Source organism: Leptospira bourretii, from assembly GCF_004770145.1.
Lineage (GTDB): Bacteria > Spirochaetota > Leptospiria > Leptospirales > Leptospiraceae > Leptospira_A > Leptospira_A bourretii.
In genome coordinates this window covers 45,660-70,153 of record NZ_RQFW01000022.1, presented here as the reverse complement: position 1 = coordinate 70,153, position 24,494 = coordinate 45,660, and the positions used below count along the sequence as shown (strand labels likewise).

Genomic DNA, 24,494 nt, shown 5'->3' with positions numbered 1-24,494 from the left:
TAACTTTATTTATTTTGTTAAAATTGCAAATGATTTTTTATATTTTAAAGAGAAGATAACATGGATGTTGTTTTTGATGTTAATGAAATTGATGATATGATAAAGTTGGGATTTATTTTAACATTTAATTAATGTAGTAATATGAATGTGAGAGCTTAATAGAGAGGTTGGATGAAAAGTCCCGCCACATTCTCGAATATAGAAAGTAGTTCGAGAAGAATGGGGAGTAGATATAGGGTGTGAGAATTTGTGGTTTAGGAAATTTCCAAAACCACTTGGTCCCAAAGTTTTTTGAAATTGGATAGAGATTTTGACTGCCAAGAAACGTTAAGAGATCCTTGGATCTTAATTTGGCATGCTGCACTTTTTCTGGAATCGATAATGAACATGGATAGGGTTGTGATTCCCGAACTGTTTACAAATTGTAAATCTCGAAAGTCCAAGGTTAATAATGAGCCTTGGCAAAGTTTGGCCGCATCCCTTAAAAATATTTTTAAGGGTTCATAAGCTGGTAAGTTCTGCAAGCGGATGGAACCTGTGAATCTGACAGTCTTAGTGGCTTCGTCGTATTGTATATTGTAATCTAAGTCTTTGATTTCCATGAAGCTTCGCCTATTATATCTCTTCTACGTTGATAATTGCTCTTACTATGATTTCATGAGTATCGGCATCGATCTCAGTGAAACTATAACCAAATCGGACACGATAGTCTTTTAACATCATGAGAAGTCCTAGTCCTGAATTGGTATCACCATCTTCTTTGGTTTCGAGTGTAGAAAAATACATCTCCTCCACGTTTTCTGATATGAGTTTTTTCACAAAAAGCTCAAAACTATCTCGTAAGGTTTTTGACGCTACATTTAAAACATCAATCCTTAAAAGATTTCCATATTGTTTCAGTTCTACATTGACTTCACCATTCTTCGATTTTGAGAATTTAGAAGCATTCTCCAAAAGTTCGTTAATGATGGTAGAGAGGGAGTTGGCTTTGGTCTCACTTGCTTCGTAACAATAGGAATAAAATCCGGCAACAAAGTTTGCAGTAAGTCCGCACCTTCTCCAATAAGATGTCATATCAATTGGTTGGAAGATCAATCGAAGTTGGCCATCGGCAGGCAAATTTTCTGGAATGCTGTGGTAATCCCCCATAATGATGGATGCCTTTTGATTCAATTTTGCCTCCCTTTCATCTTGGATGGATATGTTTTCTCTGTGTATTGGTTTTCGTTCAAAAATGGATAAACGCCCGAAGTGGTTTTAAAAAAAAGAACCTTTTTTTAAAGATCGGTCAACTGAAATACGGATTGTTTTTTTCTGTTTTTTTTAGGGGAACTTCGAAGGTGCTATGGACCTTAGAAAGTGATCAGTGAATTACTGAATCTCGCGGGCGACCACACCATCAATATCACTTCCATTGTAACTGCCGGGGGGCCAAGGGAATTTGTTCCCTGGATTCCCGGGATTATTCACGTTACTGGCAGATGTAATTTTGATAAATTTAAACCCAATCGTTTTGATATTGGTGACAAGTGTTCCATTACAACCTGAGTCGTTAGGATCGTTTTCGTCTATTTGGTCTAAATCGAAACCGTCTCCACCACCTAACAAAAACAATCCACCTGTATTAATGAATAAGTCTTCATTGGTATATGGTTTTGTTGTCATATTGTAATAAACTGGTCGGAGTCCACCAAATTTTGTCCAACTGTCCATTAAGTTGACATTTGCACCCGAATAACTGGGGTTAAATCCACAATAATTCGTTCCATCAATCGAAACTTGAATCACTGAGGGATCCATTGCATAAGTATTGGTATCATCGGAAATACGAAAACTATTGTCATAAACAATAAAGTCGTCACCGAATACATTCTTTACTGTTTTTCCACCCCAACTGAGAACGATGGAGGCACCTGGACCTGTGATGTCTAAAGCATAAACATCTAAGGATCCTACAAGTTCGCCGGCTCCGCAGACTCCATTGATTGCTTTGTTTGGATCAGAAAATCCGGAAACATTGGCACTTGCACTAACAACTGTTGTGGCAAGATAAATATCTGAGGGAAGAGGGGATTTGGGACAAAAACTAGAACTACTTGCCGCATTGAGCAAAGGCAATAGGGCAGCCAGGTTTTCTTCCCCCGATGCGGAAGAGGATGGTTTGCAAAAGGAGGAGGATACAAAAATCACTAAGAACATTAGACATAACGTTTTTGTGTTTAAATGTTTTTGCATCACTTCTCCTAGTTTTAGAAACTATTTTTTAAAGTCCAGTCCAAGTTGAGTTTTCAGTTCTTGCAAGAGCCCTGCTGAATGTAAACCCACCACAACCGTTGGTGGCATAATTCGTTGAATTACTTGTGACCGTACTTGCTTGTACTTCTGCAAGGGTTGCTTTTCCAGAAACAGCCTCACAAAAATAAAAACATTTGGAAGCACCAAGTTCGCAACCTGAAGTAGTGACAGGAGTATAATCAATTCTTCCAAAAGTAGAGTTTGCAAAATTATTTCCACCAGGTGTGTTTTGGTAATAAAGTCTACGAGTAGCCTTATCAAAATAAAGAATTCGGTAGGTTGTATCTCCACCACCAAAGTAATTTGCATTGGAATTGAATCCAGAAATGATACTTCCCGATCCATCTGGGTTTGTGGCAATGATGAGTCGTCCGTTCGGAGTTCCTGTCATTTGTCCACTTGCATCATACGTATAACCAGCGTTCCACTGTCCATTGTATTCCAATAAAAATGATGTAGAGACGGCACTACCTGCCAGTAGTCCAACTAAAAGTTTATTATTTGCATCTGTTTCGGAAACTTGTTTTTCTGTTTGGCATGCAACAAGTTGTGCAAGAAGGATCAAGGATAGGGCAGTGGTTTTAAAAGTTCTTTTCATAGAAGTCTCCTAATTGTTTAAGATTTGGGGAACTCCGGCCAATGATAAACAAACTGTAGTTAACTTTTAAGTATGGGAACTTAAAATACAAATATTGTTTGCGATTGTTTCGGGTGCCCCGATTCCTTCGGGGCCCCTTATCCAAATGGAAGGCATTTGGAATCAGTGTGTAAAGCCCCATGACCGCGAGGTAAACTTTACGGGGAAGATCTGGCTCACCAAATGTTAATTTGGATTACAGTTGCGGGTCAGCACAGGACTTTCACCTGTTTCCTCCCTGAAGGTATTTCCCAGATTTTTGCCAAAGGAGGAATTGTCAAATTTTTAAAGCCCACATGTTCAGGCGAGTAAGGATCATTTGAAACAGAAATGACTTGGAATTGTAGCTAAAATCTTGAGTAAACTTTTGCAACCAATTTGGATTTTGGGGCACTGACAGTATAAGAGGAAAAGTTATGTTCTATTATGTAGGAAGATCAATTGGATTTGTGCTGATGTGGATTGTGGTGAAACCAATGCGTTTGAAGTACGGACACAAAAAAGTTGAAATTCAAAATGACCATATCTTACGCAAGTTAAATGGAAAATCTGCCATTTTGATTTCAAACCACATCAAACCAAGAAATAAGTTTTTAAAAGCAATTACAATGCCTTATGATGCCTTCGTGATTCGAGGGGTTCTCAAACGATATGGAATTTATACAACTGCACTTACTAGTTACGATTCTGGAGTTTCCAACAAAGGAAAAAAGAGAAAATGGGTTCACCGAAAAGAACAACTGGTGAAAGGAATTGTAAAGTCCATTGATTTGATTCCACTCAACCGAAGTGAGTCTGATCCAACAACAATCAAAGACTTTAAACGAAGGATTGGACGTGGCAATTTAGGAATTGGTATTTTTCCCGAAGGTACTTGGTACCGAGGATTTCGTAAAGGTAGAAAATTATATCCGGGTATGGTTGTTTTGAGTAAACGATACAATTTACCAATCATTCCATTGTTTCTTGATGCTTATAATTTGAATAAACCCATTCGATTGTCTGTTGGAAATCCAATTTGGGAAGTAACTGATGCACCCGAAACCATTAGTTACATTCGAAGTGAACTCATTCGTTTGAAAGATAAAGGAACTTCTGTTACGATATCTGATACAACCAAAGAAATGTTAGATGATGAAAACGAAGGTTTGGAAATCTCACCAGTAGGTTAGATTTCTTTTTTACTCAAAAGTTTTTGGAAATAGGAAATCCCTTCTTCAATGGGGTTTCCTGAACCTTTTCTTTTTCGAAGCATTCCAGTCATATCCAAAACAATCACTCCATACATCCAACTCCACATCAATCGTGCAATGGCAGGATATTCATTTTTTGGATAGGGAATTTCACCGGATTCAAATCCAATGCGAACTGTTTCTAAAAAGAAACGATAACTTTTTGGTAATTGAGGGAATGCTTTTCTATGGACTCCGCCGTAGTCAGTCACAAACATTACTTTGTGTAACTCTCGGTTGTTACTTGCGAAATTAAAATAGGCACGTGCAATGGCAGCTAATTGTTGGAAGGCGGACTTAGTGTCTACTTCCGCACTTGCCTTTTTTAGCATGGAGAGGAGCTCATCCTCACCTGATTTGATTAAGTCTTGGACAAGGTCAATTTGGCTTTCATAATAGGAATAAGGACTGGCAACACTGCAACCAAGTCGGTTGGCAATCTTTCGCATGGAAAGACCTTCCAATCCTTCTTCCTTTAAAATCAGGAGAGAAACGTTTCTAATTTCCTCTCGAGAAAGGCTATTGCGAATCCGTCTTTGTTTGTTTGAAGCTTCCAACATGGACTTGAATCAATCTGACCTCCATGGTATTCAAATCCATCTAAAAATCGAACGTTTTTCTTAAAAAGCAGCGTTGATTTGGGCATAGGCCATATAGGCGTCACGTGCCAGTTGGTTTTTGCCTTGTAAGTAGTTTTGGTTCCATTCAAAGGATTGTGTGGTCGTATTGTATTGGATTTTGCTATTTCGATAATTACGAACCGAATCCCCCGCATTCAAATACCCAAATCCCATCCATAATGAAACAAAATCATTAATTTGTCCGTGCCAAGTCAAATCCACTTCCGTATAAATTCGTTTTCCCAGGGCATAAGGAGAAGAGTATGAATTATTAGAATAATTCTCTGTACTGCCTTTGTCGGAGGAAACGGGATAAGGATTTTTTTCTCCCAGAGAACTTGTGGAATTGGCAGCACCGCTGATGGCATACCAAGCATCTTGTTTTTCTGCTTTATCATTCTGGAAGTAGGTGACCTGGAATTCTCCAAAGGAATCGGTTTTATAACTGATACTTACTGACTTTGAATAAAGATTCTGTGCGTTGATGTTTTCTGAAATCCCGGCCACACTATTAAAATAGGGAATCACTCCAAATCTCGGATTGGCAAGTGTTTGGAAAGTAGATACAGAAGCATCTGCTCTATTTTTGTCACCAGATGCGTATAAAACTTGTCCACCTAACCGTAGTTTTTTGAAAAAAGTATACCCGGTTTGAAACACATGCATTTGACCTGTGTATTTTTCTCTTTCGGTCCTCGAGTTGTCATATTCATTGGGTAGGTATTCTTTTAAATACGGGTCTTGGATGCGTCTGCCACTGGTTCCTGTTTGGAAAGCAGATTCCCAAGTGAAGTCCCATGATTTTCCGTCTGGAAGGAAATTTCCTTTGGTTCTGTTGGTCAGACGAAATCCTGTTGTGATCAGGTTTTGGTTTTGTTTACTTCGATTCATTGCTTGCGGATCATCATTCGAAGATTCAGGCAAACCAGTCACAGGATTGATTGGATTTTTTTTCCATTTGCGAACCACTCCCAAACTATAAAGATCCAAAGTCACCCAATCAGGAATGGTAAAACTATTATAGGTTCCGAGAAGTGTTGTATCTGTTCCTGTTGCTGCCGAGTTGAGTTTAGGATCGTTTGCTGAAACGACACCGTTAGTTCCGCTTTGTGTCCAGTAGGGCCTTGCCATTAAAAAGTGGATTTTAAAATTCTCATAATTGAACATGAGTCTTGCGCCATCGAAAGAAAGGCCGTTCACTGTCCAGTTTCCTCCACCAATCATCCGTTGGTCTCCATAAGCCCAAATTTGCCTTCCTACTTGTAATTTAGAATGGAGGGGGAGTTGGTTGAGAGTCACAAATGCTTCTCTAACTCCTGTTTGGTTTAAAGAAACTGCATTTGTTTGGTTCTTTGAATAAAGATCTGCAGTATTATTAAAAAAATTAGCTCGTATGTCTCCAGAAGATGCCGGTGATTCTCCACCCCAAACTCGAGCATCTTGGAGTGTTACCTTTGCTTGAACATAAGGACTTGGGTCAAAAATAAAATAAATGGAAGATGTTTGGATGGTTCTATCAATATAACCTTTGTCAGAAGCATTAAAATCCAAATTGTATCTGGATTCTTGTCTGGGCCTTAAATACAATCCAAATCGTAATACATCATTTAACCAAAATTGTTGCGAGTTAGCTGAATGTTTGGACAACTCTGGTTCCACAAACATATGCCGATTGAATTCAGGATCGATCCCTTTTTCTTTCATTGTTGAAACATAAGGTTTGGGAGTCTGAACCGTTCCTTCGGAATTTTGTGTATCTATTGGTTCTGCTTTTGGCACTGTTAGCGGCAAAAAAACCGCTAACAATAGAAAATAGAAATAACCTTTTGAAATATACATCTGATATCTCCTTTTCCTTCAGTGATGTTCTCTCGAATTAAGCAACTCCGCTTATCACTTTTAGTATGTAAAAGTATAAAGGGATTCCAATGATGATATTGATGGGGAATACAATCGATAAGGCAACGGTTAGGTAAATACTTGGGTTTGCTTCCGGAATGGATTCTTTCATGGCAGCTGGTACTGCAATATAGGATGCAGAGGCACAGAGTACGACAAACATCAATGCATCACCGATTGGCATTTGGATGATCTTTGTGAGTAGAATCGCGATGACCACGTTGATCACCATGATGGCAAGTGCTGATCCAACCAAAAAAAATCCGACTTTCTTTAGTTCACGCATTTGTTTTGCGGCATCAATTCCTTTGTCCAAAAGAAAGAAAGTGAGAAGTCCTTTAAAAATATCTTCCGTAAAAGGTTTTGTGGTATTCCAACCAGATTCGCCAGAAAGATAACCAACGATGAGTGCTCCGATCAAAATATAAACTGAAGAACTAAAGAAAGCTTCGTGGAGTAATTGTTTCCATTGAATTTTTTCGTTTATGTTTTCATGGTTTTTCTTTTTACCCAAACGATCTAAAATCACTGCGAGAACAATCGCAGGTGATTCCATAAGGGCCATTCCTGCAACGATGAAACCTTGGTATTCATATCCATAACTGTGTAAAAAAGCACCAGCGGTCACAAAGGTAACGGCACTGATCGAACCAAAACTTCCTGCAAGGGCTGCAGAGTTCGCATGATCCAGTTTTGCTTTGAAGATAAAGTAAGAATAAATGGGAACAAAACATGCCATAAACATACAGGCGATGAGTGTTAACAAATGTTCTTCCGCAAAAGGGGATTTGAAAAGTTCATGGCCGCCTTTGAAGCCGATGGAGAACAAAAGATACAAAGATAGGAATTTGGAGACACCTTCCGTAATCCTTAGATCTGATTTGAAAAATACGACACCCATTCCTAAAAAGAAAAAGAGTACCGGTGGGTTTAATATGTTGTTGAGTGCTGCATGGAAATCCATAATTTCTTCCCTCTCGTTGTCATCATTTTAGACATGCATTTTGTCCAAAATCATAAAATTGGACAAAAAATAATCCAATTCGTTTTTTTCCAAACCTTGAAATCGCTTTCTTGCGTATAGATTGCCCAAAGACTGGTGATTCAGATGAAACAAATGGCTGGAATCCTGTTCCTTTTGGCAATCCTAGCCGGATTGGAGGGGTGTCTCTGGAAACCAGAAAGTTTCTACGGACGGAACATCAGCCATGATGTCCAATTTTTGGTACCCCAAAAGACAGAAGTTCCCAAGAATTGTAGCCACGAATCGATCCAATCTCTGCGTCATTTGGTCTGGATCGACAACCGGAGTCCCGATGCCATGAGGGGAAAACGGGAGGAAGGTGGCCAATGGGTCAGGTTTCAGTTACTGAATGAACTGGAAATGGACTCTCAATTCAGTGTTTTGATACAATGGATTAACATTCCTTTTGTGGAACTTTGTTCGGAGAGTTCGGAAGGGAACGTGATCGATTCCTATAGTGGTTATGTTTGGGAGGATTGGTTGGCGATTCTTTCTCCATTTCCCCATTTTAATGTCACACTCCGGCCTAAAGAGAGTCGTTATTTTTATATTTATCTTATTTCAAACGAAGACTTAAATTTTCCCATCCGGACCATTTCTCAATCCGGTTATCGTTCTGTTGTTTTGTTTCGGTTTCTAACCTTTTTGTTTTTTTCTATGGTAGGGATTGTGTCTTTTGTTTGGGCAATTTCTGAGTATTTAAAATCAAAAGAAAAAGTTTATCTCTCCATTTTAGTTCATTTTCTTATGTTCTTTCTTCTCGTGTATTCGGTGCATGGGAAAGAGTTTGCATCAATTTTGGGAAATACTAATAATTTAATCAGGCATTCCTATTATATCTTTTTATCAATTAACCATTTTATCTTCTTTGTCTATTTGGCTTCTTTTGATCAGTTTGTAGGCTCTCGTGTATCTAAAAAGATTTTGTTTTGGATTTCAGGTTTTGCAGGATTTTTATATATCCTTGTGCCTCTCTTTCCTCGTGTCTACGAATTTAGAATTTTTCTAGTTTTATCAATCTTTGGAACTGCCGCTTACCATTTATACAAAACTCATTCACTTTTGTTATCGAAAGAGGAAAGTGAAAATCGATCCTATGTTCTTGGTTGGTTCTTTTTTCTTTTTTCCGTCTTCTTAAAGACGTTGTTCCATTTCGATTTTTATCCATATCAGCCGTTTTTTATTTATGCGTCTGTGTTCTATCTTCCTTTCTTAACTGCGGGATCTTTTTTGTTTTTGCGCAACTATGAAAAAAAAGATAAATCAAAAACAAGATACCGATCGTTAACAACAAAATTAGATAAAACAGAATTTCGCAATAAACTAGAATCCTTACTCGGTGCAGATAAAATTTATTTGGATCCAGAATGTAATGAAGAACTGATCGCATCCAAAATGGGTCTTTCCTACCACCAGTTAAGTGAACTCATCAACTCAGAATACAACTTCAACTTTCCAACGCTTTTAAACCAATATCGAATCAAAGAAGCGATGATTTTATTAAATGAAAAACCAGAACTCAATATTGCGGAAGTTGGTAAACTTTCTGGATTTGGATCTAGATCTGCATTTTATTTGGAGTTTAAAAAACAATCAGGTGTGAACCCGAACCAATTTCGAAAAACAAAAGGCCATACAAATAAAGATAGTTAAATAGATAGAGAGGATGTTCACTATGAACAATCAAAATAAACCAAAAGATTGGTTACCCGGGTTAAAGGAAAACTGGAGATCTGATATTGTCTCCGGTTTCATTGTGTTTCTGATTGCACTGCCCCTTTGTTTGGGCATCTCACTTGCTTCGGGAGCACCACCGATGGCTGGAATTTTTTCTGGCATTGTCGGTGGAATCATCGCTTCCTTGTTGAGCGGTTCCCACCTAACAATCAATGGTCCAGCAGCTGGACTCATTGCTGTGGTTTTGAATTCGATTATGGTTCTTGGTGGTGGAGATGCAAAACTTGGATTTGAGTTAACATTAGCAGCCATCGTGATTGCAGGTGCCATCCAAGTGGTTTTAGGTCTTGTGAAAGCAGGAAATTTAACGGTTTATTTTCCGATCTCTGTTGTGCACGGAATGATGGCTGCCATTGGAATTATCATTATCTCAAAACAGTTTTATGTAGCTCTTGGAATAACTCCGAAAGCAAAAACCATCGGTGGATTACTTTTAGAAATACCTTCAAGTTTTCCTTTTGTAAATCCCGAAGTCGCCATTATTGGAATTTCTGCCATTGTGATCATTGCGATCCTTGCAAAAATCAAAAATCCGTTAGTCAAAAAATTGCCAGCACCACTAGTCGCAGTGTTAGTTGGGATTGTCCTAGGATTGGTTTTTGATTTAGCAGATGAACATTCTTATACATTACTCGATCAAACTTATAAAATTGGACCGGAAAAATTAGTAAATCTACCAGATCATATTTATGATGGGATTACTTTTCCAGACTTTTCAAGATGGAAAGATGGGATCTTTTGGGTCATGGTGATTACCATTGCACTCATCGCAAGCATTGAATCTTTGTTAACTGCAACGGCTGTTGATAATACAGATCCGTATCGACGTAAATCCAATATGGATCGCGAACTTGTGGCGAAGGGTGCAGGAAACTTTCTTTTAGGTTGGATTGGTGGATTGCCGATCATCGCAGAAGTGGTAAGGTCTTCGGCCAATATGGAAAATGGCGCCAAAACTCGTTGGTCGAACTTTTTTCATGGTTTGTTTTTGTTATTTTTTATTTTACTTTTGCCCGGCCTCATCCACAGAATCCCCCTCGCATCACTTGCAGGTATTTTGATTATGGTCGGGATTCGATTGGCATCTCCTCATGTTTTTAAAGAAACATACGACAAAGGTTGGGACCAAATTGTTATTTTTACAGTCACTGTAGTTCTAACGATTGTGGAAGATTTGTTAGTTGGTGTTTTCTGCGGAATTGTTACGGCAATTTTAATCCAGATTTATTTCGGAGTTCCTCTTCGTTATATTTTTGTCGCCGATATTACTATAAAATCTGAAAATAAAGTTCATGAGTTGTATGTAAAACATGCATTGCTTTTTTCGAATATGATTTCATTGAAATTGTTACTCAGAAAAGTGACTCCCGGTGAAAGAGTGGATTTAAAGTTTGATAAAAACGTAAAGATGATTGGATTTTCAGCCATTGAGTTTTTGCAAAGTTTCAAACGAGATTATGAATTAAGAGGTGGGCAAGTAAATCTAATCGGTTTTGAAGATTTAAAACCAATCTCGACTTATTATGGAGCCACACGAATCCATAAGTAAGTAACAAAAAATTCTTGTAACTTCTAGTTTCAAAACCAATATTCCTGTATGCAGAGAGTATTGGTTTTTTCTCTTCTTTTCTTTTTTCCCATTTTCATCCAAGCAAAAGACGTTCCCAATTTGACTGGTAGAGTCGTGGACGAAACCTGGACTTTGGATTCTGGTTTTGTTTCCGCTTTAGAAAGACAACTGAAAGACCATGAAAGTAAAACCAGCAACCAAATTGTGGTATTAGTGGTTCCGTCGTTAGAAGGTGAAGGAATAGAAGACTATTCCATGAAAGTTGTGGAGGCATGGAAATTAGGCCAAAAGAAAAAGGATAACGGGGTTTTATTGTTAATTGCCATAAACGATCGAAAATTACGAATCGAAGTGGGATATGGATTGGAAGGGAATCTAACGGATGTTCTTTGTCACCATATCATAGAAAAAGAAATAAAACCTTATTTTAAAAAAGGAGATATCCAATCTGGAATTCAAAATGGTATCAACGCCATTATTGATGCGATCCAAGGTGCTTATACGGCTCCTCCTCCTGAAGATTTTTCCCATTTAGGACCATTGTCTTTTTTGGGAGAGTTATCACATGGACAAGAAGAAATTCCTTTTGGAGTAAAGGTATTTGTTTCCATTTTTGTTTTGTTTATTCTTGGGATTTTTACTTATGTAGCGGCTAACGCACCGTATATTGGTTGGTTTATCTACTTCTTTTTGTTTCCTTTTTGGAGTTTATTTCCAACAGCAATTCATGGTGCCAATGTAGGTGCTTCTGTATTTTTGACTTATGCGATTGGAATTGGACTATATAAACTCTACCATTTGTTGACACCACATGGACGGAAAAGAATGAAAAAAGGTGTATTTGGTGGATCCTCTCGGAGTTCAGGAAGCAGTGGTTGGTCGAGTGGTGGTGGCGGATTTCGTTCGGGTGGATTTAGCGGTGGCGGTGGAAGTTTTGGAGGAGGAGGGAGTTCCGGGAGTTGGTAATTTTTTTTAAAATCAAACTTTTGGGAACTTTTGTAATCAAACTTAGGTTTAGTATATAGTGAAGTTTCATCGTATTCTATTGTTTGTTTTGGTAACAACAGGGTCAGTTGTAACCCTTTCGGCAAAACCTATTCTCATTAAAGAACTTTGGCAAACAGCCTTACAATCCAATCCTGAATTTTTATCCGCAAAGGCAGATTACGACAAAGCCTTTTTCGAAAACGAAAAAAGTTATGCTTCTTATTTACCCACCGTAAATGTTTTGGCTTCCGCAAGACAATCTTCTGCTAATTTTAGTGGATCGGGAACTGTGAATGACCCTTTGATCAATGGATCGACTGGAACAGGATCTTCGACAAACCAACAAACCAGTTCAGGGGAATCAAGACCAACGGCAATCAATCGTTATTCGGTTGGCCTTAGCACTAACCAAAACCTTTTTGCTGGGTTTAAGGATAAAAGTGGAATAGATAAAACAGAAGCTTTGTTGCAGGCAGCAAAACAGACATTAAATGATTCTAGGTTGAAAGTTTGTTTTGAACTCAAGTCAGGTTATGCACAGATGTTGTATGCCAAAGAATTACACCAACTTTCAGAAAAAATCAAAGAACGTCGTACAAAAAATCGTGATTTGGTAAGATTACGGTATGAAGTGGGTAGGGAACATAAGGGAAGTTTTTTACTCAGTGAATCTTTTGTAAAACAAGCCGAATTTGAAGTGTCTTCTGCCTTTCGATTGTTTGAAAGTAATGTAAATGAAGTGGAGAGAGTGATCTCCAATCGTTTGGATATCAATATCAATTCAGAATTTGTATATGAGCCAGTTTTGGAAAAAAAGTTTTCGGAAAAAGAAAAGGAAAACTTGTTAGAGTCACATCCTTCTATAATGGCGGAACAATCCAAAGTGCGAGCTGCTCAGGCAAATATTGGTGTGGCAGAAGCTGGGTTTTATCCTGATTTGAATTTAAGTGCTACCGTCACCAGACAAGATGATGTATGGTTACCGAAACCAAGGAATTATAGTTTTGGTTTGAACTTAACCTATCCATTGTTCAATGGTGGAAGAGATTATTATAATGTAAAAATTGCAAAAACTGAATATGAAAAATCAATTCATACAAGAGACGCCAAAAAAAACTCTCTGACATTTTCCTTAGAACAGTCACATCTCAATTTCAAAAATGCATCGGAACAGTTGGTTGTATTGACAGAATTTTATAAAGCTTCAGAGATTCGTGCCATGATAGCCAGATCACAGTATTCGAATGGACTGATCAGTTTTGAAAATTGGGATATCATCGAAAACGATTTGATCAACCGAGAAAAAAATCTTTTGATAGGCAAACGGGATTTAGGTTTGGCAGAAGCTACATATTTGAGAAATTTAGGAAAGTGTTTTGATGAAGATTAAATTTGTTTTGATAGCAGTTGTGTTGGTGATCATCTCACTTTCCATTTATTTTTTTGGATTTGGGAAATCAAAACCAAATACGAAACTAGAATCTTCTAAAGTGTTTCGTGGGGATTTGATTGTTACTGTGCGCGCCACAGGTTCTGCCATTCCTAAAAATCGATTGGAGATCAAACCACCAATTGCAGGGCGTGTTGAGTCCATTTTAGTTAATGAAGGAAACCATGTAGCACGAGGCAAAATCATTGCATGGATGAGTTCAACGGAAAGAGCTGCTTTGTTAGATGCTGCTAGGGCCAAAGGGGAAGAAGAACTTAAAAAATGGGAAGATTTTTATAAACCAACGCCAGTCATTTCACCTTTACGTGGTTTGGTGATTGCATCCAACATCAGTCCAGGACAAACAGTGACCCAACAAGATATCCTCTATGTTCTTTCGGATAATTTGATGATCCAGGCAAAAGTTGACGAAACGGATCTTTCCAAAATAAAAATTGGCCAGATGACAAATGTCACTGTTGATTCATATTCAGATGCCGCCATCCAAGCAAAGGTGACACATATTGGATATGAAGCCGTCACAGAAAATAATGTGACTATGTACAATGTAGACTTAGAATTAAAAACCATTCCTGAATATCTAAGGAGTGGGATGTCGATAACGATTGACTTTATTGTTTTTGAAGAAAGAGATGTTTTGCTTCTTGCCAATGAATTTGTAAAAAGGAATTCGGGGAAAGGAATTGTTTTAAAAAAGATAGAGGGAGAGCTAGTGGAAACGTCTGTTAACATTGGAAAGAGTGATGATCAAAATACTGTGATCCTATCTGGACTAGAAGAAAACGAATTGGTATATCGAAAGAAAAAAATTCAGGAAGAAAAAAAGTCTGGTGGTGGCGGTCCATTTTCGTCACCTAAAATGCCGAAGAGATAACTTTTGTTAGCAATTGAAATTCAAAATTTAAATAAATCCTATAAAATCGGGAATACAAAGTTTCCAGTTCTTTCTGGAATTAATTTAGAAATTTCCCAAGGTGAATTTGTAGCAATCATGGGCCCTTCCGGTTCCGGTAAATCCACACTTTTGCAAGTGATGGGACTACTTGACCATGTGGATTCTGGCACCTATCGTTTGTTTGGTCGAACGGTCAGTGGAGAATCTTCTGATGTATTGTCAGATGTCCGAGGCAGTATGATTGGATTTGTATTCCAACAATTCCATTTGTTGGCAAAATCGAATGCATCGCAAAACGTCAGTTTACCTTCTTTGTATACAAATGTGGATCACACTGAAAAAAAAGCCGAAGAACAACTTCGAAAAGTGGGTTTGGAAAGTAGAATGTTTCATACTCCCAATGAACTTTCTGGTGGCCAACAACAAAGGGTTGCCATCGCGCGAGCACTGCTTGTCGATCCACCCATTATTTTTGCTGACGAACCCACTGGAAACTTAGATTCCAAAAGTAAAATTGAAATCATGTTGGAATTACAACGCCTTCATAGGGAAGGAAAAACCATTGTGATGGTCACTCATGAACCAGAAATGGCAGAGTTTTGTGATCGAATCATTCATGTGAGTGATGGAAAGATTGTTTCGGATGAAGGAAAAAAGAAAAAAAAAGATTTAGTTACCTTTCCTAAAACAAATTTGAAACGGAAAACGGGTTGGCCTCTATTCCAAGGAATTTTTTTACAATCCCTGTTTTCTTTATCATCAAATCGTTTGCGAACTTTTTTATCAGCTCTTGGAATTCTCTTTGGTGTGGTTTGTGTGATCTCAGTGATGGCATTAGGCGAGGGAGCAAAAAAATCAGTAGAGGAACAATTTTCTTCGTTAGGTGCTAATTTAGTCATTGTAAGAACCGGTGGAATGCGTAGCGGGGGAATTTCGCTGGAGGCAGGTACGGTCAACCGCCTGGATGTTTTTGATGTAGGAGCTGTGTCTAAAAAATTTCCTGAGGTAAAACAAATCTCCGCCGTTGTGAACGGAAGAGGACAACTTGTTTTTGGAAATCGAAATTGGAATAGTTACATTACGGGTGCCAGTCCGAATTACGAAGCGTTAAGAAATTTGGAACCTGTAGAAGGTAGGTTTTTTACAGAAGAGGAAAACCAAAAAAGAGCCTTGGTTTGTCTTGTGGGAAATACTGTGGTTAAAGAATTGTATGAAGGAAAAAATCCTGTAGGAACTTATTTAAAAGTAAATCGAATTCTATTTCGAGTGATTGGCCTTTTACCTGAAAAAGGGAGTGCTGGATTTCGCGACCAAGACGATGTGATTCTTATGCCTTTGAATACTGCCATGCGAAGGTTATTAAACAAAGATGCTGTTGACAGTTTAGAAATGGAATTAGAAAAAACAGAATCTTCAGATGAATTCACAACTTCCTTAAAACGTTTTTTACACGAAAGACATGGAACAAGCGAATCAATGGGGAATATTTACCAAGTAATGAATATGGCTGACATCCAATCAGCAGTCTCTGAAACAAACCAAACAATGACAACCTTACTCATTGCACTGGCAACTGTTTCTCTTGTTGTCGGTGGGATTGGAATTATGAATATTATGTTGGTTTCTGTGAAGGAACGAACCAAAGAAATTGGCCTACGGAAAGCTCTCGGTGCGAGAGAATCAGACATTCGTATGCAATTTTTAATCGAATCCACTTTGACAAGTTTGACGGGAGGAATTGTTGGGCTTGTTTTTGGAATTTTATCTGTTTTGTTTTTACAAGAATACTTTGGATGGAGTATTGTTTTATCCTTTCCTTCCATTGGATTTGCTTTCTTATTTTCCATAACGATCGGAATTCTTTTTGGTTGGTGGCCTTCTGAATATGCTGCAAAATTGAGTCCCATAGTCGCATTAAGATCAGAATGAATATAAAATTAAATCCAAGGAAAATTCCCCAACAAAAACGTTCCAAGGAAAGGTATCAAAAAATTGTCGAAACAACAATAGAGTTGTTAGGTGAAGTTGGGTATGACGATTTAACCACGGATTTGATTGCAGAGAGAAGTGGGATACCAGTCGGTTCTATTTATCAATTTTTTCCAAACAAAGAATCCATTATATATTCTCATGCAGAATCTTGTTATATCATTCTCCATGACTTTTTTTTCAAACTTCTGGATGAAGAACTCAAAAAAAGAAAAAAATTTACGCCAGAATTTATTGATTTTACTCTACATTCCTTCGAACGGGCGTTAAATGAAGTAAAAGGATACCGTTTGATCAACTCGATTCTTTATACAAACCAAGCATTGTTAAAACTTGATATCGAAAGTAACGAACGGTTTGCAAAATCCTTAGCGGAAAAAGTAATTCTTTATTTGTTTCCCAAGGTTGATAAAAAAAGGGCCTACTACAGTTCTCTAATGATTGTGGAAACTGTCGATTCAGTCGTAAAAATTGCACAAAGAAAGGGAAAACCGGCTGAAAAAAAGGCAGTCCTTTCTGAACTACAAAATCTCTTATTTGTATATTTTTCCTCCTTCCTTTGATTTAACATTGACAAAGTTTTAACACAGATGTAAAATTCTCCAAATGTGAGGGAATCCTCATGTTCTGGGAAAGAACTATGAAACAGACCAAAAAATATTTATTGGGAATCTTCATTGCAGTATTCATAACGTTCGGTATGAATCATTGTAGTTCGGAAGACCCTGCCAATTCGGCCTTCGTCCATGTTACGATGATGGACAATGCCTTCCACCCGCCAGTCATTCGGACATTCAAAGGCGGTAAAATTCGATTTGTGAATGAAGGAAACAACCCTCACAATGCCATCTCGATCACCAAAGATTGGTCCACAGAGAAAACATTTGGCAATTTGGCAATGTTTCGTGGTGCACATACCGATGTGTTCTTCCCAGAAGAAGGTGTGTTCCCTTATTTCTGTTCCTTCCATGCTTCCCCTGATGGTAAAATTGGTATGACTGGAGTTGCCGTCATCGGTGATGCCACTTACAATCCACAGACTAACATTGCAAAGTCGAAAATATCTAAAAAATGGACAGGTGTGACTCGCAAAGTCCCTACCCAATACAAAACCATTCAGAATGCTGTGGATGCCGCATCCCCAGGAGACTTAGTTCTTGTTGCAAAAGGTATCTATAAAGAAGAAGTAACCGTCACCACTCCTTCCATCGTGATTCGCGGTGAAGATCGTAATGAAACCATCATTGATGGAGAGTTTTTACGTGGAAACGGAATTATGGTTGTTGGCGCTGACGGTGTTGCTGTTGAAAATCTAACCACTCGTAATGCGACTCTCAATGGAGTGTATTGGACTGGTGTAAAAGGATACCGTGGTTCTTATCTAACTGCTTACAACAACGGTGATTATGGAATTTACGCATTTGATTCAGTAGACGGACTTATGGAACATTCTTATGCATCCGGATCTCCTGATTCTGGATTCTATATTGGTCAGTGTAATCCATGTAATGCGATCATCAATGACGTAATTTCTGAAAACAATGCTCTTGGTTATTCTGGAACTAATTCGAGTGGAAACTTATATCTTTTGTCTTCCATTTGGAGAAAAAACCAATTGGGAATTGGACCTAATACATTGGATCGTGAATTACTTCCTCCACAAAAACAAATTGTGGTGAAGAAAAACATTGTGTATGACAATAACAATACCAACGCTCCTTCCAAAAAGTTGGAATACCCATCCATTGGAAATGGAATCGCTCTTCTTGGTGCGCTCGAAAACTTAGTAGAAGGCAATTTAGTTTTTAACCATAACAACTATGGAATTTTAGTGACCATGAATATTGACGAAAATATTTGGATCTCCAATAATAACGTCATTCGCAACAATCAAGTGTATCATTCCGGTCGAGGAGACATCGCTCTAAGTGGTCCGGTCAATGTTGGAAACTGTTTTGAAGGAAACTCATACGGTGTTTCAAGTCCGCCATTTTTGGAATCTTTACAATCATGTTCAGGACTTCGATACCCACATACAGGAGATATGTCTTCTAGTATCGGTTTACTGGCTTTATTTGTGCAAGCTAACCTTCGTGAATTTGTGTTAGGTTCCTATAAAAACCAACCAATCCCTGAGGCACAAATGAACATGCCGAAAGATAGTTTGGCGAATGTGATTCCTGCGCACGATGTTTTTGAAACAAACAAAGGTTTGATTGATACAGCGGAGTTACCAAAACTTAGCCAAAATGAATTTGATACTGTCACAAACAAAATGTATACTTCTGGATGGAGAGTTCATTTTCCAGGTACTTTAAAAACTTGGTATTTCCATTTGATGGGGTATTTATTGCCATTTGCTATTTTTGCCGCTTGGACAGGGTTGTCTATCCTTGATCGATTCTCTATAAAAGGTGCAAAACTAGATTTTTACTTTTGGTTAATTTTACTCGTTCCTTTTATCGGTTCTTTGGTTTATTTGTATTCAAAAGAATCTAAAGTTTCACGAGTCGTTCGGAATACCGTTGTATTTGGTGGTATTTTACTTTTCTTTACAATTCTGGCTTATGCCGGTTATGCGATGACAGCGGTAACGGAACCGTCTGTATAATCATTTAGGAGATTATTTATGGAAACAACTTTTGCAAACCCAGGTTTTTGGACTTATTTTATCGGATCCTATGCGTATTACCTTCCTTTCGTTTTAACGATGGTATGGGCGCCTTTGGCATTGTTTGGATTATCTAAACAAAAAGATATGGACACAACAAAACAGATTATTTGGTCACTTGTGATTTTGGTAATCCCAGTTCTTGGTCCAGCAATTTATCTTTTGTTAGCTGACAAGGAATATGAAAAAAAATTCAAACAAATCGCTGTAGGTGGTGGGTTAGGAGTTTTGGTTCTAGTTTGGGTTTTGAGTTTAATTTCTCACATTTAGGACAAAAGAAAAAGAGAGTTTATTTATGGATCGGAAGAGTTTTTTAACAACACTAGGGTTTGGAGCGATGGGTTTTGTGGGATCTTTGTTTGGTTCCATGAGAAATAACACTCGAAATTCTGAGGAAATTTGTGGACCTTCTGATCCGAATCTTTCTTCCACTGCCGCAAACTTTGGAATTGTCACAACACCAACTGTCAGTGATAATTACCAAAATTCCATTGGGGCAGGCGGAAGCCTAAGAGCCACGAATACATATGGAAGTATGGCTCATCCACCTTTTTTTATCAAAGAAGAATATACTGAGCGGTTTTACTATCCACCTAACTATTCCAATACGAAAAATAAGGTTAAAGATTTTAGTTTAAATCTTTTTCCATTGAGTATGAATATTGCTCATAATATCAATTATCCCGCTTGGACTTTTGATGGACTTGTCCCAGGGCCAGTTCTTAGAGCAAATTTGGGTGATACACTTCGAATCCATGTTAAAAATTCAAGTCCTGATCCCCATTCCTTACATTTTCATGGAACACATGATCCCTTAGAAGATGGATGGGAACCCATTGCTGCTTTCGGAGAAAGGACTTACCAAATTGAAGCAGGTCCTATCGGACTTCATCCATATCATTGCCATGTTCCTCCACTTATGTTACATACCGCCAAAGGTTTGTATGGTGCATTGCTTGTGGATCCACCTGTCAAACGTAAACCCGCTCATGAATTTGTTTTAACATTTTCTGGTTGGGATACCAAAGGTAAAGGTGGGAACGATTATTATACTTGGAATGGAATTGCTGGCATTTATGACAGATATCCTATGAAGGTTCCTGTGGGTGAACGAGTGCGCTTTTACATTCAAAATATGATGGAAAGAGAACCAATCATTACTTTCCATTTACACGCACAAACTTTTGATATCATTCGTAATTTAGGTTCAGTTGTTCCAGATGGTCATTCTGATGTAGTTTCTTTGGGACAAACAGAACGAGTTGTGATTGAATTTGTCCTTAAGAAAAAAGGGAGATATATGTTTCATCCACACCAAACACATATGGCAGAAAATGGAGGAATGGGTTGGATCGTTGCCGTATAAAAATAGTATTTATTTTATTTGTTCTTACCTTTAGTTTTTTTTGTAAATCTAAAGAAGATCATATCAAAGAAGAGTGGAAACACCTATCTTTTGTTAAACCTGATGGAAGTTTATTGGAGCCAAAGTTTTGGACTGAAAAAAAGTCAGTTCTGTATTTTGGGTTTTCGCATTGCCCAGATATGTGTCCATTGGCTCTGACAAACTTTGGAAGGGCATCACTCATATTAGGTGAAAAATCCAATCGTTTTCGGTTTATTTTTGTAACTCTTGATCCCGACAGAGATTCTCCAACAACTCTCAAAAATTACATTCAAAATTTCCCTGGAAAAAATTTGACGGCACTTTCTCCCAATGCGGAATCATTAACTAAACTTACCGATTTATTTGGAATTGTTCGTGAAAAAGTAGGCGAAGGAAAAAATTACAGAATCGATCATTCCAATTTTATTTATGTGTTAGATGAAGATTTAAATACACTTGCCAATTTTCCTGGTGGAGTTTCTGCAAATGCTCTTGCGACAAAACTTAGAGAGCTTGTTGGACCCGAGAATTAAGTATAATTTCTATTTCTGTTCGAGCACCTTCTGGAAAATTTCTGGTTACTTCAAAGTTAAATTCCGAATAAATATTTCCTAAACGTTCTTTGATATTTCCAAGAGATCTGGCTAGAAGTTTTGTTTTATCAGCAAGTAAATCTTCAGGAATTCCTATTCCATTGTCATAAACAACAAAACTAAAAACAGAATCTCTTATCATTTTTGCATGAATGAATAATTGAAATTGTTCATCGGCTGAGCCGCGAAATCCGTGTTTAAAAGAATTTTCAATGATAGGTTGGAGTAATAATGGAGGAAGTACTACTGAAGAAAAGTCTCCAGATTTTTTGAAATCAATTTGTACTGTATCATAAAATCTTAATTTTTGAAGGTGCAGGTAGTCTTCTAAAAAGTTCCACTCTTCTTCAAACGGGATCCAATCTCTATCCGTGCGATCAGAAATGAATCGATAATTATTCGCTAAACTTAGAATGGCATCTCCAATTAACTCTGGTTTAATTTTATGAAGAGCGTGAATTGTATTCAAAGAATTGAATAAATAATGTGGACTCATTTTTGTTTGTAGAGTTTTGAGTTGGCTTTCTTTTAGAGACTTTTCTGCTTTAAGTAAATCTTCTTTGTATACTTGTGCTTTTTGCCTGTTGGCAAAAATGGTGCGTTCTAAGGCAAAACCTTGGGAGATCACGCCAAAGAGGACACCCCAAAGAACTACTTTGTTTGTAGAGTTATCATTGGATTTGATTGCAATAAACAACTCTAGGATTACAAGGAGAAGTGTAACACTGAATCCGATAAAATGACCAAAGGCTTCCTGATTCCCTTTTTTCCACGATTCAAAGGTAATGAAAATTGGTCCTAGAATATTTAAAAGATTGAATAAGATAAAAAAAGTTCTACTGCTAATAAGCAATGTATGTGATAAATCAAAGAAAGGAAGAGAAAAAACCAGTATGGTAGTCAAAGAACAAATAAATACATCTATATAAATTAAAACATCCAGAATTCGAAAACTTCCGCTGCCGAAAAGACGACGCACACCTGACAACATAGGTATAAAAACAAAATTGGAAGCTATAGTCGTGAGAATGAATAATGTTTCTGAATTTGTAAATAAATATCGGATTAGTACATTGGATGTGAGTCCAAGTAATCCGAAACATAAGGAAAATGCAGAAAAATCAAGGAGAATGTTGTATTGCTTTTTGTATTCAATGAAATAAACGAGAGCACAGATAATTCCGATCATCAAAAAAAATGAATGAAAGAAGATAGGTGTTAAATTTTTTAAAGCAATTTCTCTATAGAGGGCGGTTTGTTTACCTACTAAGTTTTCAACAATAGAGATTAGAAAAAGAATTCCTTTTTTATGGTACAACCTTAGGTAGTAGTATTTTGAATCATCGTTTGGAACCTTGACCCAATCAAATTTTGATTGGAAAATATTGGGCAGTCTTTCTTGTTCTGAAAAATTTCCATACTTAAAAATGGAATCTCCGTACTCATTAAAAATCTCTATATTCAATCCGCCATGTTCTAATAATAAATAAAGATTCTCCGTCTCTTTGTGATTTGGAAATGCTTTGGAACGTAACCAAATAAATTCGGAATCTGTAATTCGTTGGAGTTCAGAATCATTGATCCAACCGAAGATGGATTCCCAATACACTTTATGCATTTTCTGAAAGTCAATGGTTCCATTATCATCCGCTGGTATATCACCAACAAAGTATTCAGTATTTTCTGCCAGGTAATATTCAGCTAAAGAACTATCTGTTGGTTTTAATACAGAATAACCATAAGAAGTAACTGCAACAGTGATGACGAGAGAAAGGAGACAGATTGATAGAGTTGGTTTTTCTAAAAATCTGCTCCAAAAATTTCCCATATAACTAGTATTAGTCTTCTAGGGAAAATAAAATAGGAAGTCTATGTGCCATTTTTTTAGGTTGTCCCTGCACATAACCTGGACTAAAACGAACTCGTTTGATGAGTTTCATAGCAGCTTCTTCAAATCCGTATCCAGCACGACCAGAAACAATTTTAGCAGACTGAAGACTTCCATCTTCATTTACCTGGACAAGAAGTACAACTTGTTTCTCGACAATGTTTGCTGCTTTGGCTTGCGGAGGAAAGTATTCCTTTAAATCGAAGTCAATGATGGCCGTCGGCATTTTGTCTCCGTTAAAGGAAAACAAGTATCCATCTTTATCAGTTCCATTCCCAGAAAGTTGGTTTGGATTGATGTCAGAGTTATCTGGTTCGTCGGCTTTGTCTTTGTTACTTCCTTCTACCCATTCTTGTTTTTCGATGGGTGCTGGAGAGGAAGTGCCTCCAATGAGTTCAGGTGGAATTTCTTCGAAACTAACGTCTACATCTTCAAAGTTTGAATCTTCAACCACTTCATCGCCACGTAATTGGCTAATCTTGTAACCAGCGTAAGTTGCGGTATGGAGAAACAAACTGCCAATCAAACAAAGATGGAATATACGTTCTCTATTTTGTTTGATGGAATGTTTGAATTTATCCAATAATTCCGCGAAGCGATTCATTTTTTTACACTGAGGGCAATTTTAGTCACACCCGCTTTTCGGATGATTCCCATCAGCTCCGTAATTTTTCCATAAGGAAGGCTTTCATCGGCAGAGAGAGTTAAACGCATGTTAGGTCTAATTTTTGCTTCTCTTTCCAGATTTCTTACCAAACCTGAAATGTCTGTGTCTTTTCCTTCCAAAAGAATTGCGCCAGTTTTAGTTAACGCTACTTGGACCGATTCCGCAACGTTTGGATCAGCCGCTTGTACTTTCGGCAAATTGATATTCAAACTTTCTTTTTTTAGGAAGTTTGCTGTTACCATAAAAATTACAAGAAGTACTAAAATCACATCCACCATAGGTGTGATGTTGATACTTCCAATTTCTTCGTCTTGTGAACCTGATGCACCAGCCATAATTATACCTTTGTCTTATTCATTTGATAAGAGAGTAGTTCTTTTTTCAGAATTTCCAAATTCTGTAGGATGACTTTGGATTTACGAGAAAAATAATTGTTAGCCATTACCACAGGAATTGCCACGGCAAGACCGGCAGCTGTTGCAAGGAGGGCAGTTGAAATAGACCGCATGACAACTTCTGCACCGGAACTTCCTAAGGTTCCCAAACCATAAAATGCTTTGATGACACCTAGAACTGTTCCGAGTAGACCAATGAAAGGAGCATTATTTCCCAAAGTATTTAGGATTGGTAAACGTTTCTCCAATTCTAATTTTTCAGATAAAATTTGACCATCTAAACTTTCATCTAATCCTTTGCGGCCTAATTTCAATTGGTTTAGAGCAAATTGAATGAATCGAGTATAAATTGATTCTTCACCAGCATCCGTTTTCCAATGAATTTCTGGTTCTTCTTGTAATGAAGTTCTAACTTCTGTTAAGTAGTCTTCGTTTTTTTTACCTAGAGATTTTTTAAAATAAATCAACCTTTCTGCAAATACTGCCAAAGCGATCACACTCGCCACCGCCATTGCTATAAAGACTAATTCTTCCCCTAATTCTACATACTCTTGCATA

The 24,494-nt window shown here is 37.6% G+C and carries 22 protein-coding genes and 1 pseudogene; 12 read left to right on the top strand and 11 right to left on the bottom strand.

Translation table 11 applies throughout. The features are described from left to right. Nucleotides 1-254: 254 nt before the first annotated feature. The 4 genes from EHQ47_RS17505 to EHQ47_RS17490 all read right to left on the bottom strand — a co-directional run bounded on the left by EHQ47_RS17505 (nt 255) and on the right by EHQ47_RS17490 (nt 2,893). Nucleotides 255-602 (bottom strand): slr1659 superfamily regulator, encoded by a 348-nt coding sequence (locus tag EHQ47_RS17505; protein WP_135746861.1) that lies wholly within the window; start codon nt 600-602, stop codon nt 255-257. Between the two features lie 13 nt (nt 603-615). Continuing rightward, nucleotides 616-1,173: a slr1658 superfamily regulator gene (locus EHQ47_RS17500; RefSeq protein ID WP_135746862.1), complete on the bottom strand. Its 558-nt coding sequence runs from the start codon at nt 1,171-1,173 to the stop codon at nt 616-618. Nucleotides 1,174-1,371: 198 nt separating this feature from the next. Beyond that, nucleotides 1,372-2,235, bottom strand: a complete 864-nt coding sequence (locus tag EHQ47_RS17495) for an LIC_13355 family lipoprotein (protein WP_135746863.1) — start codon at nt 2,233-2,235, stop codon at nt 1,372-1,374. 28 nt (nt 2,236-2,263) lie between these two features. Beyond that, the gene (locus EHQ47_RS17490) at nt 2,264-2,893 is read right to left on the bottom strand and encodes a hypothetical protein (protein WP_135746864.1); all 630 of its coding nucleotides are present in this window, start codon (nt 2,891-2,893) and stop codon (nt 2,264-2,266) included. Nucleotides 2,894-3,348: 455 nt separating this feature from the next. Between EHQ47_RS17490 and EHQ47_RS17485 the strand changes: the two genes are divergently transcribed. Next, on the top strand, nt 3,349-4,104 hold the full coding sequence (locus EHQ47_RS17485; RefSeq protein WP_135746865.1) for a lysophospholipid acyltransferase family protein: 756 nt from the start codon (nt 3,349-3,351) through the stop codon (nt 4,102-4,104). On the opposite strand, the gene EHQ47_RS17480 is transcribed toward EHQ47_RS17485, so the two are convergent. The 3 genes from EHQ47_RS17480 to EHQ47_RS17470 are packed head-to-tail and all read right to left on the bottom strand — an operon-like array spanning nt 4,101 to nt 7,647. Beyond that, the gene (locus EHQ47_RS17480; protein ID WP_135746866.1) at nt 4,101-4,724 is read right to left on the bottom strand and encodes a TetR/AcrR family transcriptional regulator; all 624 of its coding nucleotides are present in this window, start codon (nt 4,722-4,724) and stop codon (nt 4,101-4,103) included. The genes EHQ47_RS17485 and EHQ47_RS17480 overlap by 4 nt on opposite strands. A gap of 60 nt (nt 4,725-4,784) precedes the next feature. Further along, nucleotides 4,785-6,623, bottom strand: a complete 1,839-nt coding sequence (locus EHQ47_RS17475) for an alginate export family protein (protein ID WP_135777718.1) — start codon at nt 6,621-6,623, stop codon at nt 4,785-4,787. A 37-nt stretch (nt 6,624-6,660) separates the two neighbouring features. Continuing rightward, nucleotides 6,661-7,647 (bottom strand): sodium-dependent bicarbonate transport family permease, encoded by a 987-nt coding sequence (locus EHQ47_RS17470; RefSeq protein ID WP_135746868.1) that lies wholly within the window; start codon nt 7,645-7,647, stop codon nt 6,661-6,663. 144 nt (nt 7,648-7,791) lie between these two features. On the opposite strand from EHQ47_RS17470, the gene EHQ47_RS17465 reads away from it, so the two are divergent. The 11 genes from EHQ47_RS17465 to EHQ47_RS17415 all read left to right on the top strand — a co-directional run bounded on the left by EHQ47_RS17465 (nt 7,792) and on the right by EHQ47_RS17415 (nt 20,926). Further along, nucleotides 7,792-9,360: an AraC family transcriptional regulator gene (locus tag EHQ47_RS17465; RefSeq protein ID WP_135746869.1), complete on the top strand. Its 1,569-nt coding sequence runs from the start codon at nt 7,792-7,794 to the stop codon at nt 9,358-9,360. A 22-nt stretch (nt 9,361-9,382) separates the two neighbouring features. After that, entirely contained in the window at nt 9,383-10,993 is a 1,611-nt protein-coding gene (locus EHQ47_RS17460) for a SulP family inorganic anion transporter (RefSeq protein WP_135746870.1), read from the top strand. A gap of 48 nt (nt 10,994-11,041) precedes the next feature. Further along, the gene (locus tag EHQ47_RS17455; RefSeq protein ID WP_135777717.1) at nt 11,042-11,980 is read left to right on the top strand and encodes a TPM domain-containing protein; all 939 of its coding nucleotides are present in this window, start codon (nt 11,042-11,044) and stop codon (nt 11,978-11,980) included. A gap of 58 nt (nt 11,981-12,038) precedes the next feature. Beyond that, on the top strand, nt 12,039-13,391 hold the full coding sequence (locus EHQ47_RS17450) for a TolC family protein (protein ID WP_135746872.1): 1,353 nt from the start codon (nt 12,039-12,041) through the stop codon (nt 13,389-13,391). Next, nucleotides 13,381-14,325, top strand: a complete 945-nt coding sequence (locus tag EHQ47_RS17445; RefSeq protein WP_135777716.1) for an efflux RND transporter periplasmic adaptor subunit — start codon at nt 13,381-13,383, stop codon at nt 14,323-14,325. The genes EHQ47_RS17450 and EHQ47_RS17445 overlap by 11 nt, the downstream gene beginning before the upstream one ends. Nucleotides 14,326-14,328: 3 nt before the next feature. Further along, nucleotides 14,329-16,275, top strand: a complete 1,947-nt coding sequence (locus EHQ47_RS17440) for an ABC transporter permease (protein WP_135777715.1) — start codon at nt 14,329-14,331, stop codon at nt 16,273-16,275. Beyond that, on the top strand, nt 16,272-16,898 hold the full coding sequence (locus tag EHQ47_RS17435) for a TetR/AcrR family transcriptional regulator (RefSeq protein ID WP_135746875.1): 627 nt from the start codon (nt 16,272-16,274) through the stop codon (nt 16,896-16,898). The genes EHQ47_RS17440 and EHQ47_RS17435 overlap by 4 nt, the downstream gene beginning before the upstream one ends. Before the next feature lie 77 nt (nt 16,899-16,975). Beyond that, on the top strand, nt 16,976-18,946 hold the full coding sequence (locus EHQ47_RS17430) for a right-handed parallel beta-helix repeat-containing protein (RefSeq protein WP_135746876.1): 1,971 nt from the start codon (nt 16,976-16,978) through the stop codon (nt 18,944-18,946). Between the two features lie 18 nt (nt 18,947-18,964). Next, a complete protein-coding gene (locus tag EHQ47_RS17425; protein WP_135746877.1) occupies nt 18,965-19,276 on the top strand; it encodes a PLDc N-terminal domain-containing protein in 312 nt (103 codons plus the stop codon). 25 nt (nt 19,277-19,301) lie between these two features. Continuing rightward, nucleotides 19,302-20,372, top strand: coding sequence for a multicopper oxidase domain-containing protein (locus tag EHQ47_RS17420; RefSeq protein WP_135746878.1), 1,071 nt, complete (start codon nt 19,302-19,304; stop codon nt 20,370-20,372). Then, nucleotides 20,354-20,926 (top strand): SCO family protein, encoded by a 573-nt coding sequence (locus EHQ47_RS17415; RefSeq protein ID WP_135746879.1) that lies wholly within the window; start codon nt 20,354-20,356, stop codon nt 20,924-20,926. The genes EHQ47_RS17420 and EHQ47_RS17415 overlap by 19 nt, the downstream gene beginning before the upstream one ends. On the opposite strand, the gene EHQ47_RS17410 is transcribed toward EHQ47_RS17415, so the two are convergent. The 4 genes and pseudogenes from EHQ47_RS17410 to EHQ47_RS17395 all read right to left on the bottom strand — a co-directional run bounded on the left by EHQ47_RS17410 (nt 20,898) and on the right by EHQ47_RS17395 (nt 24,493). After that, nucleotides 20,898-22,814: a sensor histidine kinase gene (locus EHQ47_RS17410; RefSeq protein ID WP_135749930.1), complete on the bottom strand. Its 1,917-nt coding sequence runs from the start codon at nt 22,812-22,814 to the stop codon at nt 20,898-20,900. The two genes, EHQ47_RS17415 and EHQ47_RS17410, sit on opposite strands and share 29 nt — an antisense overlap. 10 nt (nt 22,815-22,824) lie before the next feature. Next, a pseudogene (locus EHQ47_RS17405) lies at nt 22,825-23,295 on the bottom strand (energy transducer TonB); the annotation flags it as partial. A 179-nt stretch (nt 23,296-23,474) separates the two neighbouring features. Then, nucleotides 23,475-23,876 carry an ExbD/TolR family protein gene (locus EHQ47_RS17400; protein WP_002973390.1) on the bottom strand — a complete coding sequence of 134 codons (402 nt, stop codon included), beginning with the start codon at nt 23,874-23,876 and terminating at the stop codon, nt 23,475-23,477. 2 nt (nt 23,877-23,878) lie between these two features. Further along, entirely contained in the window at nt 23,879-24,493 is a 615-nt protein-coding gene (locus EHQ47_RS17395; RefSeq protein WP_135748731.1) for a MotA/TolQ/ExbB proton channel family protein, read from the bottom strand. Nucleotide 24,494: the final 1 nt, after the last annotated feature.

Coding starts and splice junctions, on each gene's coding strand:
- EHQ47_RS17435 (WP_135746875.1), top strand. CDS start 16,272: ATGAATATAAAATTAAATCCAAGGAAAATTCCCCAACAAAAACGTTCC.
- EHQ47_RS17470 (WP_135746868.1), bottom strand. CDS start 7,647: ATGGATTTCCATGCAGCACTCAACAACATATTAAACCCACCGGTACTC.
- EHQ47_RS17395 (WP_135748731.1), bottom strand. CDS start 24,493: ATGCAAGAGTATGTAGAATTAGGGGAAGAATTAGTCTTTATAGCAATG.
- EHQ47_RS17490 (WP_135746864.1), bottom strand. CDS start 2,893: ATGAAAAGAACTTTTAAAACCACTGCCCTATCCTTGATCCTTCTTGCA.
- EHQ47_RS17410 (WP_135749930.1), bottom strand. CDS start 22,814: ATGGGAAATTTTTGGAGCAGATTTTTAGAAAAACCAACTCTATCAATC.
- EHQ47_RS17430 (WP_135746876.1), top strand. CDS start 16,976: ATGAAACAGACCAAAAAATATTTATTGGGAATCTTCATTGCAGTATTC.
- EHQ47_RS17455 (WP_135777717.1), top strand. CDS start 11,042: ATGCAGAGAGTATTGGTTTTTTCTCTTCTTTTCTTTTTTCCCATTTTC.
- EHQ47_RS17465 (WP_135746869.1), top strand. CDS start 7,792: ATGAAACAAATGGCTGGAATCCTGTTCCTTTTGGCAATCCTAGCCGGA.
- EHQ47_RS17460 (WP_135746870.1), top strand. CDS start 9,383: ATGAACAATCAAAATAAACCAAAAGATTGGTTACCCGGGTTAAAGGAA.
- EHQ47_RS17475 (WP_135777718.1), bottom strand. CDS start 6,623: ATGTATATTTCAAAAGGTTATTTCTATTTTCTATTGTTAGCGGTTTTT.
- EHQ47_RS17420 (WP_135746878.1), top strand. CDS start 19,302: ATGGATCGGAAGAGTTTTTTAACAACACTAGGGTTTGGAGCGATGGGT.
- EHQ47_RS17445 (WP_135777716.1), top strand. CDS start 13,381: ATGAAGATTAAATTTGTTTTGATAGCAGTTGTGTTGGTGATCATCTCA.
- EHQ47_RS17495 (WP_135746863.1), bottom strand. CDS start 2,235: ATGCAAAAACATTTAAACACAAAAACGTTATGTCTAATGTTCTTAGTG.
- EHQ47_RS17425 (WP_135746877.1), top strand. CDS start 18,965: ATGGAAACAACTTTTGCAAACCCAGGTTTTTGGACTTATTTTATCGGA.
- EHQ47_RS17485 (WP_135746865.1), top strand. CDS start 3,349: ATGTTCTATTATGTAGGAAGATCAATTGGATTTGTGCTGATGTGGATT.
- EHQ47_RS17400 (WP_002973390.1), bottom strand. CDS start 23,876: ATGGCTGGTGCATCAGGTTCACAAGACGAAGAAATTGGAAGTATCAAC.
- EHQ47_RS17480 (WP_135746866.1), bottom strand. CDS start 4,724: ATGTTGGAAGCTTCAAACAAACAAAGACGGATTCGCAATAGCCTTTCT.
- EHQ47_RS17505 (WP_135746861.1), bottom strand. CDS start 602: ATGGAAATCAAAGACTTAGATTACAATATACAATACGACGAAGCCACT.